The sequence below is a fragment of the Caballeronia sp. GAFFF2 genome, from assembly GCF_023631485.1.
In the GTDB taxonomy this organism is placed as follows: Bacteria; Pseudomonadota; Gammaproteobacteria; order Burkholderiales; family Burkholderiaceae; genus Caballeronia.
This window is the reverse complement of record NZ_JALQDA010000035.1, coordinates 758550-777880: the sequence shown is the minus strand read 5'-3', so window position 1 is coordinate 777880 and position 19331 is coordinate 758550. Positions and strand designations below refer to the sequence as shown.

15 protein-coding genes are annotated in these 19331 nt (G+C 61.9%); 4 read left to right on the top strand and 11 right to left on the bottom strand.

The annotated features are described in order from the left end of the window. Positions 1–34: 34 nt before the first annotated feature. The 6 genes from NCT04_RS29585 to NCT04_RS29560 are packed head-to-tail and all read right to left on the bottom strand — an operon-like array spanning position 35 to position 8188. Complete coding sequence (locus NCT04_RS29585) at positions 35–973, bottom strand: hydroxymethylglutaryl-CoA lyase (protein ID WP_244830740.1); 939 nt, start codon at positions 971–973, stop codon at positions 35–37. Between the two features lie 15 nt (positions 974–988). Further along, positions 989–2350, bottom strand: coding sequence for an MFS transporter (locus NCT04_RS29580; RefSeq protein ID WP_244830742.1), 1362 nt, complete (start codon positions 2348–2350; stop codon positions 989–991). A gap of 52 nt (positions 2351–2402) precedes the next feature. Beyond that, the gene (locus NCT04_RS29575; protein ID WP_244830744.1) at positions 2403–3215 is read right to left on the bottom strand and encodes an enoyl-CoA hydratase-related protein; all 813 of its coding nucleotides are present in this window, start codon (positions 3213–3215) and stop codon (positions 2403–2405) included. Next, on the bottom strand, positions 3212–4381 hold the full coding sequence (locus NCT04_RS29570) for a CaiB/BaiF CoA transferase family protein (protein ID WP_250469400.1): 1170 nt from the start codon (positions 4379–4381) through the stop codon (positions 3212–3214). The genes NCT04_RS29575 and NCT04_RS29570 overlap by 4 nt, the downstream gene beginning before the upstream one ends. Continuing rightward, positions 4378–6126, bottom strand: coding sequence for a hydantoinase B/oxoprolinase family protein (locus tag NCT04_RS29565; RefSeq protein ID WP_244830748.1), 1749 nt, complete (start codon positions 6124–6126; stop codon positions 4378–4380). The genes NCT04_RS29570 and NCT04_RS29565 overlap by 4 nt, the downstream gene beginning before the upstream one ends. Before the next feature lie 16 nt (positions 6127–6142). Continuing rightward, on the bottom strand, positions 6143–8188 hold the full coding sequence (locus tag NCT04_RS29560) for a hydantoinase/oxoprolinase family protein (protein WP_250469399.1): 2046 nt from the start codon (positions 8186–8188) through the stop codon (positions 6143–6145). A gap of 192 nt (positions 8189–8380) precedes the next feature. Here NCT04_RS29560 and NCT04_RS29555 point away from each other — a divergent pair, with 192 nt between their 5' ends. Beyond that, positions 8381–9319 (top strand): LysR family transcriptional regulator, encoded by a 939-nt coding sequence (locus NCT04_RS29555; RefSeq protein WP_250469397.1) that lies wholly within the window; start codon positions 8381–8383, stop codon positions 9317–9319. 99 nt (positions 9320–9418) lie between these two features. Here the strand turns inward: NCT04_RS29555 and NCT04_RS29550 are convergent, their stop codons facing one another. Both NCT04_RS29550 and NCT04_RS29545 read right to left on the bottom strand, forming a co-directional pair. Next, positions 9419–10120 carry a dienelactone hydrolase family protein gene (locus NCT04_RS29550; RefSeq protein WP_250469395.1) on the bottom strand — a complete coding sequence of 234 codons (702 nt, stop codon included), beginning with the start codon at positions 10118–10120 and terminating at the stop codon, positions 9419–9421. 84 nt (positions 10121–10204) lie between these two features. Further along, positions 10205–11695, bottom strand: a complete 1491-nt coding sequence (locus NCT04_RS29545; protein WP_250469393.1) for a mechanosensitive ion channel domain-containing protein — start codon at positions 11693–11695, stop codon at positions 10205–10207. A 131-nt stretch (positions 11696–11826) separates the two neighbouring features. Between NCT04_RS29545 and NCT04_RS29540 the strand changes: the two genes are divergently transcribed. Together NCT04_RS29540 and NCT04_RS29535 are read left to right on the top strand one after the other, a co-directional pair. Then, positions 11827–13266 (top strand): TldD/PmbA family protein, encoded by a 1440-nt coding sequence (locus tag NCT04_RS29540; protein WP_250469391.1) that lies wholly within the window; start codon positions 11827–11829, stop codon positions 13264–13266. Then, complete coding sequence (locus tag NCT04_RS29535) at positions 13263–14603, top strand: TldD/PmbA family protein (RefSeq protein ID WP_250469389.1); 1341 nt, start codon at positions 13263–13265, stop codon at positions 14601–14603. Before NCT04_RS29540 ends, NCT04_RS29535 begins: the two co-directional genes overlap by 4 nt. A 14-nt stretch (positions 14604–14617) precedes the next feature. Here NCT04_RS29535 and NCT04_RS29530 read toward each other — a convergent pair whose 3' ends face one another. Further along, complete coding sequence (locus tag NCT04_RS29530) at positions 14618–15745, bottom strand: YbdK family carboxylate-amine ligase (protein WP_250469388.1); 1128 nt, start codon at positions 15743–15745, stop codon at positions 14618–14620. Positions 15746–15961: 216 nt separating this feature from the next. On the opposite strand from NCT04_RS29530, the gene NCT04_RS29525 reads away from it, so the two are divergent. Further along, entirely contained in the window at positions 15962–16336 is a 375-nt protein-coding gene (locus tag NCT04_RS29525; RefSeq protein WP_250469517.1) for a DUF4148 domain-containing protein, read from the top strand. A gap of 271 nt (positions 16337–16607) precedes the next feature. On the opposite strand, the gene NCT04_RS29520 is transcribed toward NCT04_RS29525, so the two are convergent. Beyond that, positions 16608–17258 (bottom strand): hypothetical protein, encoded by a 651-nt coding sequence (locus tag NCT04_RS29520; protein WP_250469386.1) that lies wholly within the window; start codon positions 17256–17258, stop codon positions 16608–16610. A gap of 223 nt (positions 17259–17481) precedes the next feature. Further along, complete coding sequence (locus NCT04_RS29515) at positions 17482–19251, bottom strand: bifunctional alpha/beta hydrolase/class I SAM-dependent methyltransferase (RefSeq protein ID WP_250469385.1); 1770 nt, start codon at positions 19249–19251, stop codon at positions 17482–17484. Positions 19252–19331: the final 80 nt, after the last annotated feature.

Sequence of the window (19331 nt, the reverse complement as noted above, 5' to 3'; positions counted from 1 at the left end):
GGGTGAGCATGAGGGTGAATGACAGCGGCGAGCCCTAAGCCGCCACTGCTTCCCCTGCTCGCACGAACGTCTTCGGCAAGCCTGCACGCGCAATGGCGCCTGTGAATGGTTCGCCCGGCAACCACGCGGCAATCGTCTCGCGTATCGCCAGCAACTTGTCTATGTCGATGCCCGTGGTCATGCCCTGCGCTTCGAGCATGAACACCGTGTCTTCGGTGTTGATGTTGCCCGTGGCGTTCGGCGCGAACGGACATCCGCCGAGTCCGCCGAGCGAAGAGTCGAACGCACGCACACCCGCATCGAGTGCGGCCATAACGTTGGCCAAACCGAGTCCGCGTGTATCGTGGAAATGACACGCAACCGGCAAGGGCCCCGCAAGCTCCATGACGCGACGCATGAGCGCATAGACCTGCGCGGGATTCGCATAGCCGACCGTATCGGCGATGGTGATTTCCTGCGCGCCCGCCTCGATCAACGTTTCGACCAGCCCGAGCACGATGCCTTCATCCACCTCACCGGCAATGGTGCAGCCGAACGCCGTCGCCACGCCTGCGCCCAGCACGACGCGCCGGCCGAGTTCATCGCGCGCCGCCGCAATGCGCACGAAGTCTTCGACGGATTCCGCCGTGCTGCGCCGAACGTTCTTCAGGTTGTGCTCGTTGCTCGCGGACAGCACGTAGTGGACCTTGTTCAAGCCGACATCGAAGGCACGCTGCGCTCCCTTCAGGTTCGGCACGAGCGCTGCCGCGTGCAATCCGTCGATGGCAAGCGCGCCCGTCGCCACCTCGACCGCATCGGCAAATTGCGGCACGATCTTCGGCGGCACGAAGGACGTCACTTCGATATCGGTCACGCCCGCATCCACCATGCGCGCGCACCATTCGAGTTTTTGCGCGGCGCCGAGAATGGTGCGGACCATCTGGAGGCCGTCGCGCAAGCCGACTTCACGTATCTGTACTGCTACATCTTTCATTTTCACTCCCTTCGTTCAGATGGTTGCATCCGGTACGCGTTCACCGCCTTCCTCGGCGCGTCCTTCGCTCACGGGCGCGCTCGATGTGGACGGCGCAAGCACGACAGCCGCGATGGCGCCGAGCACCATCAGCGTGGCAATCGCGCCAAGGCCGCCTGCCATGCTGTTGGTCATCGTCTTGATGGAGCCGATGATCATCGGGCTCACGAAGCCGCCGAGCAGACCCACGCAATTGATCACCGCCACGCCGCCCGCCGCGCCGCTGCCACGGATGTAATCCGTCGAGATTGCCCAGATGAGCGGGTTGGGCGCGAGTATGCCCGCGGTCGCCACCGAGAGCGCCGCAAGCGACAGCGCGAGATTGCCGGTCGTGAACGCCGCGACGACGAGTCCCGCAGCACCGAAGATCATGGCGATGGCGCAATGCCAGCGCCGCTCCATCGTGCGGTCCGAATGACGGTTGAGCATGATGAGCGCGACCCAACTCACGAAATACGGAATGGCGGAATAGCAGCCGATCTGCAACGCGCTCGACACGCCCGCGCTCTTGATGAGCGTCGGCAGCCAGAAGCCGATGGCGAACACGCCGGCAATCTGCGTGAACCACACGAAGCCCATCACGTAGACGCGAAAGTCCGTGAGCGTGCGTCCGAAGGTGTGCTCCTCGTGCTTCGCCGACACGCTCGAACTCTTGCGGATATCCGCGAGCACGACGGCCTTTTCGCTTTCCGTGAGCCACTTCGCCTGCTGCGGGCCGTCATCGAGATAAAAGAACGCCACCACGCCCAGCACGGTCGCGGGCAAGCCTTGCACGATAAACATCCATTGCCAGCCGTGCAGACCGAAGTAGCCGTTGAAGTACGTCATGAGCGCACCGGACAGCGGCCCGCCGAACAAGCCCGCAATGCCCGTTGCACACGTGAAGAGCGCGATGACCTTGGCGCGCCGTTCGACCGGATACCAGCGCGTGAGATAAAAGATCACGCCCGGATAAAGCCCCGCTTCGGCAAGCCCAAGAAAGAAGCGCACGGTGTAGAGATGCGAAGGCAGCGTGACGAATGCCGTGCCCGCCGCGATCAAGCCCCACAGGATCATGATGCGTGAGAACGTCCGCTTCACACCGATGCGCGCCAAGAGCAAGTTGCTCGGCACTTCCATCAGCACGTAGCCGAGGAAGAAGATGCCCGCGCCGATGCTGTATGTGAGATCGCTGAAGCCGACATCGTGCTTCATGTCGAGCTGCGCAATGCCTATGTTGATGCGGTCGAGAAACGCGAACACATAGCACAGGAACAGGAACGGGATGAGCCGGCGCGTGATCTTGCCATACGTCGCTTCGGCTTTCGGCATGTCGAAGCTGCCGATGTTGGGGGTCATGTCTGTCTCCTCCGGTTATCCGGGTATAGGTATGCCGGCTGTTGCGTTCGAACTAAACGCCCTTGAATCGCGGTGCGCGCTTCTCGTTGTACGCGCTGATGCCTTCTAGACGGTCTGCCGTCGGAATCAGCCGGTTATAGGCTTCGATTTCCAGATAAAGGCCCGTGCGCAAGTCGCCCTGCATGCCGAGGTCGACCGCCTTCTTGGCTTGCGCGACGGACAGCGGTGCGCTCGTGCAGATGTCGCGGGCGGCGTCGATGGCATCGGCGAGCACGCGGCCCGGCTCGCAAAGACGATTGACGACGCCCCACGCCAATGCTTCCTGCGCCGTGAATTTCGCTCCCCGGAAAATCAGTTCCTTCGCGCGGCGGGCGCCGATGGTGCGCGGCAATTGCTGCGTGCCGCCGCCGCCCGGCATGATGCCGCGCTTCACTTCGGTGAAGCCGAATACGGCATGTTCCGATGCATACGCGAAATCGCAGGCGAGCAGCAGTTCGAGCCCGCCCGCGACCGCCGCGCCGTTCGCCGCGCAGATGATCGGCACGGGGCAATAGGTGATCGCGCGGTTCATGCGTTCGAACAGATAGTGCTGCACGCCGAAGTGCTCGTCGGTCATGCCTTCGCGTTCCTTGAGATCCGCGCCGCCGCAAAACGCACGCTCTCCCGCGCCCGTCAGAATGACGCAGCGATAGAGCGTGGGATCGGCTTCAAGCGCGCCGAAAACGCGAATGATCTCCTGTCCCATCGTCGTGCTGATCGCGTTCGACACATTCGGGCGGTTCAGGGTGACGACGAGAATTTGCTGATCGATGTCTTCGAGCGACAGCGTGTCGAGCGCGCCGCCAAGTTGCGATGCGAGTTTCAAGATGTCTCCAGTGGCGTCTTCGCCAACAGATGGTTATGTTCGCCGAGCTTGGGCGTGACGCCCACATGCGCGGGCCGTGCCCCGCCGAACGATATCGGCACGCCGACGACCGTGGCCGCGCCATCGTCGGTCGTGCGCAAGAGGTCGAGCGCTTTCGTCTGCTCGTGCGCGACCACCTGATCGATGGTCTGGATGGGCCCGCACGGAATGCCCGCCCCGTCGAGCGCTTCGAGCCAGTGCGCGGTGCCGTGCTTGCGAAACTCGAGATGCAGCAAGTCGATGAGCGCGACGCGATGGCTCACGCGCGCGCCGTTGGTCACGAAGCGCGCATCGTCGGCGAGTGTCGGGATAGACAATACGGTGCAAAGGCGGCGGAACAATCGGTCGTTACCGGCCGCGACCATGATCGTGCCATCCGCGCATTCGAACGCCTGATGCGGCACGATGGCAGCCGTTCCCGATCCCCAGCGGCCCGGCAGCACGCCTGAGGCGAGATAATCCGCGATCTGAATGCCGGCCCAGCTGATCGCGGTTTCGTACAGCGACACGGTGACGACCTCGCCCACGCCCGTCGCCTGGCGTCGGAAGAGCGCGGCCAGCACGCCGATTGCCGCCCACAAGCCGGTGCCCATGTCGTTGACCGACACCGGTATGCGCGAGAGCGGCTCGCCCGGCTGCCCCAGAAAACTCATGAGACCCGAAAGCGCCTGCACGAGCGGATCGTAGCCGGGCTTGTCGCGCAGCGGTCCCGCCGTGCCGAACGCGCCGAGATTGCAATAGACGAGCGAGGGCTTCATGCGCAGCATCTGCTCGCCGCCTAGGCCGTACTTCTCCGTGCCGCCGGCCTTGAGATTCTGCAGAACGACATCGGCGCGGCGCTCGATCAGCGCACGCAATGCCTCCGCGTCGTCGCGATTCGATAGCGTCATCGCAATGCTCTTCTTGCCGTGGTTCACCGCATGAAACAGCGCGGCGGCGCCATCGACGAAGGGCGGGCCCCAGTCGCGCGCATAGTCGCCGCCTTCCGCGCTTTCGATCTTGATGACCTCCGCGCCCAACGAGCCGAGGATCATGCCCGCATAGGGCGCGGCAAGACTATGGCCGATCTCGACCACGCACACGCCCGCGAGCGGCAAGGTCGGGCTCATGGCTTCGCCCGCGCTCATTCCGCCGCCACCGCGAGCGATGCGACTGCCGGCTCTTCCGCTGCCGGCTGTGCGCTCGGACCGTAACGTTGCGCGGCGGCTTCGGCGCTGACGTAGCCATCGGCGATATCGGCTGCCACGAGCAACGGATCGCGCTCGTGCGGATCGCCATAACCACCGCTGCCTGCCGGCTGCACCGACACGCGATCGCCGCGATACACCACCGTCTGTCCGCCCTTCGCAGCTACCGCGTGCTCGCTGCCGTCCGCCCGCTGCACGATGCATTGAAAGCGCGTGCCCGCCATCCCGCCAAAATGGCCTTCGGGCGCCGAGCGTCCGCGTTCGCCGGAGACGGTGAAGGTCGCCTCGTCGTATTCGACGCGATAGACGCGCCGCGACGTCAGGCCGCCGCGTCTGCGTCCCGCGCCGCCGCTGTCGGTCACGAGCGACCATTCCTCGACGACGAGCGGCGATGTCGCCTCGATCATCTCGATGGACTGGCTGCCCGCGTTGCCCACGTACACACGCACACCGCTCACGCCATCCTTCTCGGCGCGCGCGCCCATGCCGCCCGCGTGGACGTCGTGCATCGTGACGAACTCCTGGCCGGTGCGGCCAATGCGCGCCGGGTCCGTGTCGCGTCCGCTGAAGATGCCCGCGCACGACGCGCAGTTGCTTTGCCCCGTGATGCGCTTGGGCACCGCGGGCGCGAGTGCCTTCAGAAGCAGATCGATCACGCGTGGCGACGTTTCCGTATTGCCCGACACGACCGAGGCCGGATAGCGGCAGTTCAGCACGCTGCCTTCGGGCGCGATGATCGTCACCGGTCGATAGCAACCCTGATTGATCGGAATGCCCGGGTCGGTCAGCGCCTTTACCGTGAACCAGGTGCTGTTGCAGGTGACCGACAGCGGACAGTTGATGCCGCCGCGCACTTGCGCGCCGGTGCCGGTGTAATCGAACGTGATGTGATCGCCCGTCTTCGTCACCTTGACCTTGAGAAGCGGACGCTCCTGTTTCCAGCCCGGCGCTTCGATCGGATCGAGATACTCCTCGGCTTCGTAGACGCCATCGGGAATACGCGCTATTTCCGCGCGAATCAGCTTCTCCGAGTGATCGAGGCTCTGGCTCATCACGTCGCGCAAGGCATCGGCGCCATACTTCGCAACCAGATCGCCGATACGCCGGTCGCCGACGAACGTGCCCGCGTATTGCGCCTGAATGTCGAGCCGTAACTCGTGCGCATTGCGGCTATTGCGCGTGAGCAGGTTGAGCATGTCCTGCACAGGCTCGTCATTGCGATACAGAAACACCGGCGGAATGCGGATACCTTCCGCGAACACGTCCCATGTGGTGACCGTATAGCTGCCCGGAGACTGCCCGCCGATATCGGTCCAGTGGCCGCGCGTCATCACGAAGGCGACGATCTTGCCATCGGCGAAAACGGGGCGCGTGAACTGCACGTCCGGTTGATGATTGCCGCCGCCGACATACGCGTCGTTGCTGACGATGACATCTCCGGGGCGCAAGTTCTCGCGTCCCATCGCCTCCACCGAGACGCGCGTCGAGATGACGGCGGAGCCGAGCATCGTCGGAATGTCGTTGCCTTGCGCGACGAGCTGCATGTCGGCGTCGAAGATCGCGGCGGACGAGTCGCCGCTCGCATGCATGAGCGGGCTGCCGGCGGTGCGCATCATCGCGATCTTCATTTCACGCGCGACGGCAAAGAGACTGCTGCGGATGATTTCGTAAGTAACAATATCCATGAGGATGTCCGTTTATTCAGGCTGCCAGTTCGATGACGAGATTCAGATCGGGATCGACACGCGCGACGTGCGACGCCTTGAGCACGGCGCAACTGCTGTGCTCTTCGATGACGGCGGGCCCTTCGATCGTCGCGCCTATGGGAATCTCCATGCGCGCGAACACGGGAAGCGTGCGCACGCCGCCGTCGAAATAGACCTCGCGCGTACGCACCGGCTTCGGCATCGCGCCGCCCTTGCTGCTTGCGACGCCGCCGCGCCAGCCCGTCGTCGTGACGAGTTGCAGACGCACGTTGGCGACCACGACCGGCTTGTCCTTACTGATGAAATTCCATTGCCGCTGATGCGCCGTTTCGAAGGTTTGCGCAAGCGCGGCGCGAATGCCTTGTGCATCGTCCTGCACTTCGACGGTGATGACATCGGGCTGACCGGCATAGCGGCAATCCGCGAGACGCACCACTTTCACGCCGTCTGCGTCGACACCATGACGTTGCAGCTCTTGCATGCCTTCGGCGGTGAGTTCGTCGAGCGCATGCTGCAAGGTGGCGTCGTCGATCATCGCGAGATCGCTTTCCAGCGGGCGCTGATAGTCGTATTGCTGGTCCGCGACCGTCATGCCGAACGCGCTGAAAAGCCCCGGCAGCGGCGGAATCACGACTCTTCGAATGCCCATCTCGTGCGCCAGATCGACCGCGTGCACCGGCCCCGCGCCGCCGTAACAGATGTACGAAAATTCGCGCGGATCGTAGCCGCGTTCCACCGTCATGATGCGGATGGCTTGGGCCATCAGTGCATTGGCCACCGAGCGCACGACTTGCGCAGCTTCCGGCACCGAGACGCCGAGCGGCTTGGCGATGACCTCTTCGACCACGCGCCACGCCGCCTGTGCGTCCAGTTTGAATTCGCCACCGAGGAAGCTGTCGGGATCGATATAGCCGAGCACGAGGTTGCAGTCGGTCACGGTCGGACGCGTGCCGCCGCGCCCATAGCACGCAGGGCCCGGATCCGCGCCCGCGCTTTCGGGACCGATCCGCACGCCGCCGCCCGCATCGATCCAGACGATAGAGCCGCCGCCCGCGCCCACCGAGTCGATATCGATGCTCGGCGAGCGCACGGTATAGGTATGCAGCAGGCTTTTGTTGCGCAGCTCCGGCCGAAACTCGCGGATCAGCGATACGTCGAACGTGGTGCCGCCCATGTCGCCGAGAATCGCGTTCTTGAGATCGCTTTTCTCGCAGTTGCGAATGGCCGCGGAAACGCCGCCCGCGGGACCGGATTCGAGCAGCACGATCGGCTTGTCGGCGACCATCGCGGGGCTTGCCAGACCGCCGTTCGACTGCATGAAGAGGAACTTGCCTGCGAAGCCGTGTTGCGCGAGCGTGTTGATGAGCCTGCCGATATACCGGCCGCAGACCGGACCGAGCATTGCGTTGATGACGGTCGAGCTCGTGCGCTCGTATTCCATCGATTCGGGATTGACCTCGTGCGATGCGCAAATGAAGCGGTCGGGCAGCAAGCGGCGCAACGTATCGACGGCTTCGCGCTCGTGCTGCGGATTCACATGCGCATGCAGGAAGCACACGGCGACGGCTTCGATATCCGACTCGCGAATCTGTGCGGCAAGGGCTTCGAGTCCGGCGTGATCGAGCGGCATTTCCATGCTGCCGTCGTAACGCAGACGCTCGCCGACTTCGAGCCGCCAGCGCCGCTCGACGAGCGGACGCGGATTGTCGAACAGCAGATCGTATAGATCCGCGCGGTCGTGACGCGACACGCGCCGCAGTTCGAGGATGTCGCGAAAGCCGCGCGTCGTGACGAGTGCGGTTTTAGCGCCCGTGCCTTCCACGACCATGTTGGTCGCCATCGTCGTGCCGTGGCCGAGAAAGGCGACGTCTTCGCTTTGCGTGCCTGAAAGCTCCAGAATCTTGAGAAAGCCTTCGATCGTTCCGACGACGCGATCCTTCGGCGTCGTCGGCACCTTGGTCGACCAGATTTGCCCCGTTTGGTCATCCACCATCACGACATCGGTGAAGGTGCCGCCGACGTCGATACCGATTCTTTTCAATTTGCTTCTCTCCATAGGGATGCATGATTCATCACGCCGCCCGCTTGTTCGCTTGCTCGTTCGTCGATCAATGCGGCTATGATCGAGCCGCGTGGCCGAGCATGGGCGGCGACGTCTGAGCCAGTGTAGGGAGAGAACGCCCTGGCCAGATAATGAAACCTTCGGATCAGGTGACAGGCTGGAGTTATATCGGTGATAACCAGTATCGATGCGATTTTGCGTAGATTGCGCGGCAATCACATTGCGTTGTTGATCGCGCTGGACGACCACGGCTCGCTGCGCAAGGCGGCGCATCAGGTCTCGCTTTCACAGCCCGCCACGACCAAGTCGCTGCGCGAGATCGAGTCTTTGTTCGGCGCGGAGCTTTTCGCGCGCTCGCCGCGCGGCATCGTGCCGAACGAACTCGGCCGCTGTGTGATTCGCCATGCGCGCGCGGTCCGTTCGGAGATCGGCGCATTACGCGATGAACTCGCGGCCCTCTTGCGCGGCGGCGGCGGCACGCTCGCGGTCGGCGCGGTCATGGGCTCGGTCCCCGTATGGCTCACGCCCGTGCTGCGAGAGTTGCGGGGCATTCAGCCGGATATTTCCGTCGAGGTCTGGGAGGACAACAGTGCGCGGCTCTTGTCGATGCTCGATCAGCGGCTGCTCGATCTCGTGATCGGTCGGCCGAGCATCAGCGTTCATCCCGAGGCTTACGACTTCATTCCGCTCGAAGTGGAGGAAGTGTGTTTCGTCGTCGATGGCGCGGACCCGCTGGCCACGGACGCGAACGTGACGTTCGCGGGCATCGGCGAGAATCCGTGGATCGTCCCTCAGGCCACCCTGCCAATGCGCTCGCTTCTCGAACAGCTATTCGACGATGCGCAAGTGCCCTTCCCGCGCTATGCGATCGAGACGTCATCGACGTTCGCGACCTTGTCGCTCTTGCGCTCCGGCGCGGGGACGGTGGGATTGATGCCGCTCAAGGTGGCGAGATACTTCGAGGAACATGGACTGGTGGCGGTGCTGCCCATACGAATCGACAGGACAGGCGCGCCTTATGGAATTGCCACGCGGCGTGGGGCGACGCTTACGCAGCCGGTGCAGCGGTTCATCGAGTTGTGTGTCGCGAAGCGGGACGCAATGGCGTAAGTGGTAAGTCGAAGCCGTGCGGTGAGTGCGTGTGCCTGGCGATGATGGCGAACATTTCCACCGATGCCAAAGACCTCCACCGACACGCAGCCCGACAACTCAAGTCCCCGCCAGCTCGCGCCGAAACAAGTCATAGGTCCGTTCATTCGCAAGCTCTGCCGCGGCCGCATCGTAATGCAAACCTGTGTGCCGCGCGAACGCATGACTGCATCCGGGATACGCGTACACCGTCACATTCGTCCTGTCCTTCATCGCCGCCTTGATTGCGGCCTGTGCATCCGTCGATATGAATTCGTCTTCGGTACCGAGATGCATGATCATCGGCGCTCGTATGCTGTCTGCTTCGCCCAAGTACTGATCAGTCTGACCGCCGTAATAAGCCGCGGCGGCATCGACACCCTCGCGTGCGGTCGTCAGGAAAGTCATCAGACCGCCGAGGCAAAAGCCCATCAACCCGCACTTACCGTTCGACTCGGGCAAGGCACGTCCCATGGCAACCGTGGCGCCGACATCTCGAACACCCAGATCGATGTCGAATGCCTGATAGAGCGCAAAGCCCTTTTTCCATTCCTCCTCGGACCAGCTATTCAATTCGACGCCCGGTTCTAGCCGCCAGAAGAGATCGGGACACAGCGCGATGAATCCTTGCCTCGCCAACTCCTGACATGTTTCCCGCATGTCCGCGTTGATGCCGAAAATTTCAGGCAGTACCACGACGGCGGGCGCCGGCGTGTTGGCGGGAAGTTCGACATAAACGGCGAAGGTGCCATCGTCGGTATGCAGTTGCCTATATTCGCCCATGAGATACCTCTCCAAGAGATTTCAAAAGATGCCAACGGATGGCCTCGTTCAACGCGACTACGTGTCTTCGCTCAAACGCCTCTTCTAAGCGGACTTGTCGGTCTGCTTGACCTGAGAAGCTTCTTGCAACGCGTGCCGAAACCAGACCTTGTCCAACAACCACTGAAACAGCGATGTGCCTTTTTCTTCTTCCACCGGCATGGGATTCGTCAACTGGCCGAGCTTGTCCTGACGATAAGCGAGGAGCTGACACAACTGCTTCGCGACGTCCCGATGATCTTTCAGGAACGACGTCATATCGTCCTTACCGAGTTGATATAGCACTACGGGTGTGAGCGTCGAGATGGATACGTGCATCGGCAAACCGGCAAGCAGCCCGGCCTCCCCGAAGGCCTCCCCGGGACCGACGCGGGCAACTTCGCGATCTCCTGTCGCTTCGTGATAAGTGACCGACAGCACACCCGAATGAACGATAGAGAGACTGTCGGGCACCGTGTCAGGCGCGAGTATCTGCTGCCTTGCCTGATACTCGTGCCGCAAGAGCCGCTTGGCAAGCCGCTCTATTTCATCGCTCGTCAGACTGTCGAACAGGCTCACGCGTCTGAGCAAGGCTTCTCGTGCATCGTGCGCGGTCACGGCGGGCGCGGGAATGCCGAGCGCGCGCAGCGCCACGGACGAAGCCGCGAGATGCCGGTAACAAAGATCGAACAACTCGTTGGATACGGATGACTTCTTGTTCATGTCATCGACGAACGCCACGACTTCGTATTGCACCGAATTGAGCGTGGCACGCTTCATCCGCGCATAAGGTGCGGGGCTGTCGAGAATGACATTGCAGCCGGTCAGGGCACGGCCCAAGGCATCGAGCACGGTCTTTGGCCGGGCTTCGGGATCGATCTCGAGAATGAGAGAAATTCCGTGGATGTTCGCCGGCCTGCTGTTATTCGAAATCTTGGCTTTCGATGCAACCGCGTTAGGCACGATAAGCGTATTGCCCTGGCCCGTGAGCAAATGCGTGGCGCGCCAATTCATTTCGATCACTTTGCCTTCGACGTCATCGATCAAGACCCAGTCGCCAACCGAATAAGGCTCCGTGGTGTTGAGCACGATGCCCGCGAACACGTCGCTCAACGTGCTTTGAATGGCGAGACCGAGCACGATGGCGAGCGCGCCCGACGTCGCAACGAGCCCGCGTACCGGCAATTCGAGCACGAAGCCGAGCGCTGCCACGGCCGCTGCGAGAAAGACCACCGCACCGAACACATCTGAAAATAGCCGCTGCTTGCGCCAGGCGCGCGGCAAAAGCAAGGTGTCGAGCGAAAGCGTGAGCAACCGCGCGCCCGTCAGCCACCAGATGATTTCGAGCACTTGTCCAAGCCAGTGCAATTCGACGACGGCAGCGTAAGGCGCCTGAGTGAACGGATTCAGGTCAGAGGAAAAGAGGTCCCAGCTCAACGCGACGAAAAGCGCGAGCCGTATGAACAGCCGCGCGAGGTCTTGCGCGGGCAGACGCGCGCGCCACACGACGACATCCAGCGCGACGATAGCGAAGCCCAGTATGAGTGGGTATTTCACAGGGGCATCCTCGAATGACGACATCGAGAGGATACACATCCGCAAACGCGCGTGCGTTGGTCCGTGCCATGGCATATTAACGCTGCCTGCGCACGCATTTGCGCACCCGACGGTAAAAACACGGAAGCGATATGAACGGTCCATCACTCGACGAGCACGTTCGCGCCCTTTCCAGCGAAGCGGACTTCCACTCGGTGCGCTTCGTCGATGAACGCACGGACGATCACAAGGTCCGCAACGACGTGATCCAGCCACTTCGCACCGCGCGCGATCGCGGCGCAATGCTCACTGCATGGCACGGCGCCGGCGCGGGCTATGCGGCGACCGCCGACTTGTCCCCGGCTGGCTTGCAGGCGGCGCTCGACCTCGCCACGCGCCGCGCCAAGGCAAGCGCACGCGTCTCGCTCGTCGATCACAGGCTCGCCGCGCGTCCATCGCAAAGCGGCGAATACGCGTCGCCCGGCATCGAGGCCACGCTGCCGGCGCGGCGCGAATGGCTTGAACGGCTCGCGGAAGAATGCGCCGCAGCGAGCATCGACACGCGTATCGTCGAGCGCACCGCGTCCATGCAGGTCATCGAAAGCGAACAAACCTTGATCACGAGCGACGGCGTTCGCATCGAGCAGCGTTTCCGGTTCGCCATGCCGCAATTGGCGGTCGCGGCGCACGCCCACGGCGATACCCAAGTCCGCACGCTGGGCGGCGATTACGGAACCATCGCGCAAGGCGGCGTCGAAATCCTCGATCGCTTCGCTTTCGATGGCGCCGGCGAGCGGCTGGCCAACGAAGCGCTCGCGCTTCTCGCCGCGCCGAACTGCCCGAGCGGCGTGCGCGACCTGCTCCTCATGCCCGATCAGATGATGCTGCAAATCCATGAGTCGATCGGTCATCCGCTCGAACTCGACCGCATTCTCGGCGACGAACGCAACTTCGCCGGATCGAGCTTCGTGAAGCCCGAGTTCTTCGGCACCTACCAATACGGCTCGCCGCTCTTGAACGTGACGTTCGATCCCGATGTGGCCGCTGAGGTCGCAACCTACGCATTCGACGACGACGGCGCCGCTGCGAGCAAACACCATCTGATCCGCAACGGCGTGCTCGAACGCGCGCTCGGCGGCACGCTCTCGCAACAACGCGCGGGCATCGGCGGGGTCGCGAATTCGCGGGCATCGAGCTGGAACCGCCCGCCTATCGACCGGATGGCGAACCTCAATATCGAAGCTGGCGAGAGTACGCTCGACGAGATGATCGCGAACATCGAACAGGGCATTCTGATGCGCACGAACACCTCGTGGTCCATCGACGACTATCGCAACAAGTTTCAATTCGGCTGCGAGTTCGGGCAACTGATCGAGAATGGCCGGCTTACGCAAGTGGTTCGCCAACCGGGCTATCGCGGCATTTCGGCGAATTTCTGGCGCAGCCTGGTCGCGGTCGGCAACGAAGGAACGCGCGGCATCTACGGCACGGCAATGTGCGGCAAGGGTGAGCCAATGCAGATCGTGCGCGTGGGCCATGCATCGCCTGCATGCGTGTTCAGCAACGTGGATGTGTTCGGAGGCACGCGATGACAGCCGCCGCGGCAAACTGGGAACATCGCTTCATGCGGCTCGCGGATGTCGTCGAGCGTCGGCTCGTCACAGGCGAAGTGGCATTGACCACACTTGCCGCCGAGGAATCGGACTTCGTGCGCTTCAATGCAAGCAAGGTCCGTCAGATCGGGCACGTCTCGCAGGGCGCGTTGACGCTGCGGCTCATCAGGAACGAGCGCCAGGCCTATTCCACGCTCACGATAAGCGGCGACGCGCATACCGACGACGAAGCCATCGCCGGGACGCTCGCCGCGCTGCGGGCCGCGCTCGAAGACGCCAGCGCCGATCCCCATTTGCTCGTCGATACGACGACATGGACCCAGGCCACCCGACGACGCGGCACGCTGCCGAAGATCGAATCGCTCTTGAGCGTGGTCGAACGATGCGCGGCACGGCTCGACTTCGTCGGCTTCTATGCCGGTGGATCGATGGCGCGCGGCTTTGCATCGTCGAATGGGAGCCGTGGCTGGCATGAACTCGACAACTTCAACTTCAGCTGGTCGCTTTACGATGCAAGCGGACGCGCAATCAAGACGACCTACGCGGGCGAGCAATGGAGCGACGAAGTCTTCGCAAGAAAAGTCGAAGAGGCCGCGGCGCGCATGCCGGTGTTGGCCCGGCCCGCGCGCACGCTTGCGCCGGGGAATTATCGTGCATGGCTCGCGCCGGCCGCGCTTGCCGAACTCATCGGCACGGCGTCCTTTACGGCGTTTTCGGCACGCAAGCAGGCAACATCGCGTAGCGAGTTTCATCGCCTGAATAGCGGCGAGGCTTCGCTGGACGAACGCGTCACGCTCACCGAGGACATCGGTCTCGGCATTACACCGGGCTTTAGTGAAGACGGCTACGAGCGCGAGACCGTCCCGCTGATTCGAGCCGGCCGCGGCGCGCAGCAACTCACCAGCGCGCGCACAGCCCGCGAATACGGCTTGCGTCCCAACGGCGCGCCCGCGAATGAGATGCCCATATCGCTTTCGATGCAAGGCGGCGATCTCGCCGACAGCGACGTGCTCGCCGCGCTCGACACCGGTCTTTATGTCGGCAACCTGTGGTACGTGAACTTCTCCGACCGGATGGATTGCCGCATGACCGGCATGACGCGCTTTGCCACGTTCTGGGTCGAGCATGGCGAGATCGTCGCGCCCATAGAAGCCATGCGCTTCGACGACAGCCTTTATCGGCTGCTAGGAAGCGAACTCGACCGGATAGGCGCCACGCCCGAACTGCTGTTGAACGACTCGACGTGGGGCGAACGTTCGACAGGCGGCCTGCAATTGCCAGGAGTGCTGGTGCGCGGTTTCAGGCTAACGCTTTAGTCATTGCCTTGAGTTCATTCGAGCGTCTGCGCGCCACGCCATATCTGACATTGCTGCCGCACGACTTCATGCAAGGAGTCATGCGCGCCATAGACGCGGCGCAACCACGTGGCATCGCTCGTGCCGCTCGTCACCGCACGCCTGATCGATTCGAGGCCTGCTTGGCCGCCGAGAGCCTGAGCGTGGCCGCTGATCGCATCGAGCGTGGCAAGGATGTCGTCTCTGATCGGTTTGCTTTGCCCCGTCTCCGGATTCACGCATGTTGCATCGAGACCAAAGCGGCAAGCCATGAACCGGTTCGTCCGATAAACCTCGTAGTCGCGTTCACTCAGCGTCAAGGGTTTATCGACCAGCAGATAGCGCGAAAGCGCCTGAATGTAAGCTGCGATGGCGGCGGCTCGTTCCACGCGTAACGGCGTATCCATGACGCGTACTTCGATCGTTCCGAATCCAGGACTCGGACGAATGTCCCAGTAAAAGTCCTTCAGACTCTTGACGAGACCCGTGTTGGTCATGCGCTCGAAGTACTGTTCGAACTCGCTCCACTTCGTCACGAAGGGCGCCTGGCCCGACAAGGGGAACGGCGCGACCGAATTGAGTCTTGCGCACTGGAACTGCGTGTCGCTGCCCTGCACGAACGGCGAAGAAGCGGCGAGCGCGATGAAGTGCGGGACGTAGCGCGAGAGCGAGTGCAGTAGGACGAGCGCCGAGTCGGCGTCCGGGCAACCGACATGCACGTGCTGACCGAAGATGGTGAACTGCTGATAAAGCGCCCCGTATAAGCCCATGAGATATTCGGAGCGTTCGCGTCCATCGGAACGTTGGTCGTACCAATTCTGGAAGAAGTTGGTGCCGCCACCGCATACGCCGACGTTGAGAAAGTCGGCGGCGCGAACGAGCGTATCGCGAAGCACCTGCAACTCGTTACTGACCTGGTCGAAGTTCCGGCACACGCCAGTGGAGAGTTCGATCATCCCTTCGGTCGTCTCGGGGTCGATGGCCCCCGCGAAGGTTTCCTCTCGAACGCGGTTCAACAACTCCGTGGTCGCCTTCGTCAGGTTGTAGTCATGCGTATTGACGACCTGGACTTCCAGTTCGACGCCAATCGTGAACGGTTCTGAGGATGCAAACGGCTGCAACATAGGGTGTCCTGTCATTCGAACGAAAGAACGGCGGCAAGGCGATTTTACGCGAGCGCGTCCGATGCAACGGCGTCATCGGCTATTGAGGGTTAACGCGTATTTAACAATAATTACTTGTTCAGTCCGCACTTAATTCCCAAGCACGTGCCGCCTAGACTTCAAGCACTGAAACGCAAACGGGTGTTTGCGCAAAAACGAAGCCTGGAGGTAAGCATCATGAAACTCGTTCAATCGCTCATCGTTGCCGCTGCTCTTGCAATCCCTGCCGTGTCGTCGTTCGCTAAAACGAACCAGCCGGTGACTCGCGCTGAAGTGAAGGCGCAACTGGTTCAACTCGAAAAAGCCGGCTACAACCCCACCGGCGATCAAACGCAATATCCGGCCAATATTCAAGCCGCGGAAGCTCGTGTGAACGCCCAAGGCAATAACGCAACGGATGTCGGCGGCGCCGCGGATGGCACATCGGCTTCGGGCGCACACCATACGCTGCGCAATTTCGACCATGCAGTGGCTCGCGTGGGACACAAGATCAGCGCTTCCGTCCGTCCGGATGCCAACGACGGCATGAAGCCTGTATTCTTTGGCTCCTAATCTGTTCAGTTGTTTTCGTTCAAGGTCTGGCGCGCAATCGTCTTGTGCGCCTCGTCTCCAAGATCCTCCTCCGGTGGCCTTCAATCACTGGATTGCCCAGCGCTTAGTGGCTGGGCCTTTTTGTGCGCTAAGCGAAATAGCTTGATTCCGTTTGCCTGGCGCGTGGGCTTTAATGCCAAGCGCGTGCTTTCTTAGCGTGTCACGGCAAGACGCGCTCGTACAGGTCGCAAGATATTCCCTAAAGAAATTCGATCAAGCGCCAAGCCGTGTCTTAGCCTTGAAGATTGCCCTCGCAGTCTGCCCAGTACCGTAAAGGATCGCGATGGAATGGATAATTCGAGTTGAGCCACGTCGACAGCCGTGTCCAATCGGGATGGTTAGTGCCACTTTGCGCGGACCAGGTCGACGATCTTTCGAGAATTTGACCGTTCGATCGATCGCGGACGAGCAAACTGCCCAGCCCATTTGAACCGTTGGTCTGCGATTCAAGGGAATATCGCGGCAAGATTCGCAACTCGGCATCCTTGGCCCAACCAAACACGGCGCGCACCACGCCCGCCGGATCTCGCACTTCGATAGGACCGCTCTCCGGGCGAAGCGCCGACCATCCTTCAGGAAATTCCGTCACGATTTCGTGACCGCTTTCCCTCACCCATCTCAGGCGCCATGCTCGTGCCATCGCATCGCGCATGCGTGCGACCGATTCATAGCCAGCGGGCAGCTCGACCGCCATCGGCAGCGTGATCAGGTTGTCTTTCCAGAGCTTGGCTTCTTCGTCGATGCGCTCGACAGGCTCGAACGCGCCAGCTTCGAATGGATTCTCGGGCCGGCCGGATTTACGCTCGCTCGTGCTGGATTTCGGCAGACCTTCGAAGAGACGCTCGGCGTCGTCGCGGGTGAGCTTGGGTTTTCCTTTCTTCATTTGTCTCTCTGCGGCAAGGGGTCTTGTCTAGCGACGGTGCTTCATTCGCGCGCGGTTAAAGTCGCTCTTGGCGTCATTGTGCACTGTTCGCTTGCACTAGCCCGCGAAGGTGGCTTAGGCGACGACTTTACACGACGCTCAAAGTCCGCTAAACGCCACCGCGATGCCAACAGTCACTCCACGCCAGCACAAAGCAGCGCAGCGATAGCGGCCGCCGCATCGCTCATTGCCTCGCTTCCCGCTGCGCAAGACTCACCGTAAAAATACCCATTTCATCGATACGCTGTTCCAGCTTGCGGAAACCTGCGCGCCTGACGAGTTCATCCATCTCGGCCTGCGAGCGACGCCGCATGACCCGGCTTGCCTCACCGCGATGAGTATTCGACGAACGCGCGATAAATTCGCGTCGCGGATGCCACGGCTGTGCCGTATAGACGAGATAACTGCCCGGCAGCACTGCTTGCGCAAGCGCATGCAGCGAGCGTTCGATCATCGCGTTGTCGCCGTAAAGCTCGTATAAACCCGCCGCGATGGCAAGCGTCGGACGGGGTTCGAGCGTGGTGAACGACGCTTCATCGAAGGCATCGGCTTGCTCGAAGTGGGCGATCGACTCGAGTCCCCGCCGTGCGATCGAAGCACGTCCCGCTTCGACATTGATCGCACTCACATCGCGCAGCACGATGCGATCGACGGTCACGTTGGCGTCGTCGGTTGAATTTGCTATCGCGTCGAGCACGTGGCGTCCATGCCCGGCCGCGACATCGACGAGACGCACGGGTGAGCCCTCACGAACCAGCCGCGCGATAGCCAGACCCAGGAGCGCTTCGATATGCGTCTTGCGCTGTCGCATACCCTTGCACCCTGGCGCATTCAAGTAAAAGCGATCGATGAGACGTCCGATGCCACCGCATCCACGTGCCTCGTTGCGGTAGACATAGTCGAGCGTCGCGTCCGAATCGAACCCAAGCGAAAGACCAAGCGCGATGCCTTCCGAAAGCGCCCCGCCCGCCCTCAGCGCCAGCCGGTTCATCCACCAATAAAAACGTTCGAACGGCTTTGTTGGAGGCTTCAGCAGCGCCTCGTACTCGTCGCGGAATGGTCCGCGCTTGTTCGCGTGAACGAGTGATACACGCGGGCTGCGCGCATTGAATTCACGCAAGATAAATGCGCGCAATGGTTCCAGCGCCTTGGCGCGATCCCGCTTGCCTAGCGTATCGTGACGAAAACGCGGCAGCACGACGCGCTCTTTGCGAGCCGAACGCAGCCGATCATAAAAAAGGTCCTGCGGCGCACGCTGCACGACCCGGTCCGCACCTGAAATCAACACTTGCGTAGGCACGGTGATGGCAGCGGCATCGTCGACGATACGCTTCGACGTATCGTGCAGGCCCAGCAACATGTTGACGGCGATCGGCCGCGTAATGAGCGGATCGGCCGCATAGCTCGCGATGCGTTCTATATCGTGCGTGAGCAACTCGGGCCTCACTAGACTTTTCACATGGAACGAGCCGCGCAGCTTGTGCGCGAGCCGTAACCCAGCCCGCGCAAACGGTATATACCGTTTCATGCGAAATGCGGGCGATGCCAGCGCGAGACAGCGGACAGGCGGCGCGTAATCATGCACCCACGTCGCTGCAAGCACCGCACCGACGCTTTGTCCGACAACAGCGATGTCTTCCACGGCAATGCCGTGCGCATCACGGATATGATCGATGAAGCACTGCAGGTCACGCACCGACGCAGCCACGCTCGGGCTATATCCACGTGGCCCCGGCGACTTGCCATGTCCGCGCGCGTCCCATGCGAAGAAGGAGAAGTCACGCAACTTCAGCTCATCGACGAGATGCGCGACGCGTGCCGAATGTTCGTGTCCGCAATGCAGCAAGACGATTGCGCCACGACGACGCGATTTCGCCGCCGGCCAATGACGGTAGAAAAGCTTCTCACTGTCGTGCGTGATGAATTCGGACTCGTTGATTGTACGTTTGGTCATAGTGCTCTTTAACTTCGTGTTTGATTTGCTCGCAGATGCAAGTTCAATGCACCTGCTTCACTCCGGCGCTACCGCGCATG

Coding starts and splice junctions, on each gene's coding strand:
- NCT04_RS29585 (WP_244830740.1), bottom strand. CDS start 973: ATGAAAGATGTAGCAGTACAGATACGTGAAGTCGGCTTGCGCGACGGC.
- NCT04_RS29580 (WP_244830742.1), bottom strand. CDS start 2,350: ATGACCCCCAACATCGGCAGCTTCGACATGCCGAAAGCCGAAGCGACG.
- NCT04_RS29570 (WP_250469400.1), bottom strand. CDS start 4,381: ATGAGCGCGGGCGAAGCCATGAGCCCGACCTTGCCGCTCGCGGGCGTG.
- NCT04_RS29565 (WP_244830748.1), bottom strand. CDS start 6,126: ATGGATATTGTTACTTACGAAATCATCCGCAGCAGTCTCTTTGCCGTC.
- NCT04_RS29550 (WP_250469395.1), bottom strand. CDS start 10,120: ATGGGCGAATATAGGCAACTGCATACCGACGATGGCACCTTCGCCGTT.
- NCT04_RS29540 (WP_250469391.1), top strand. CDS start 11,827: ATGAACGGTCCATCACTCGACGAGCACGTTCGCGCCCTTTCCAGCGAA.
- NCT04_RS29535 (WP_250469389.1), top strand. CDS start 13,263: ATGACAGCCGCCGCGGCAAACTGGGAACATCGCTTCATGCGGCTCGCG.
- NCT04_RS29530 (WP_250469388.1), bottom strand. CDS start 15,745: ATGTTGCAGCCGTTTGCATCCTCAGAACCGTTCACGATTGGCGTCGAA.
- NCT04_RS29525 (WP_250469517.1), top strand. CDS start 15,962: ATGAAACTCGTTCAATCGCTCATCGTTGCCGCTGCTCTTGCAATCCCT.
- NCT04_RS29520 (WP_250469386.1), bottom strand. CDS start 17,258: ATGAAGAAAGGAAAACCCAAGCTCACCCGCGACGACGCCGAGCGTCTC.
- NCT04_RS29515 (WP_250469385.1), bottom strand. CDS start 19,251: ATGACCAAACGTACAATCAACGAGTCCGAATTCATCACGCACGACAGT.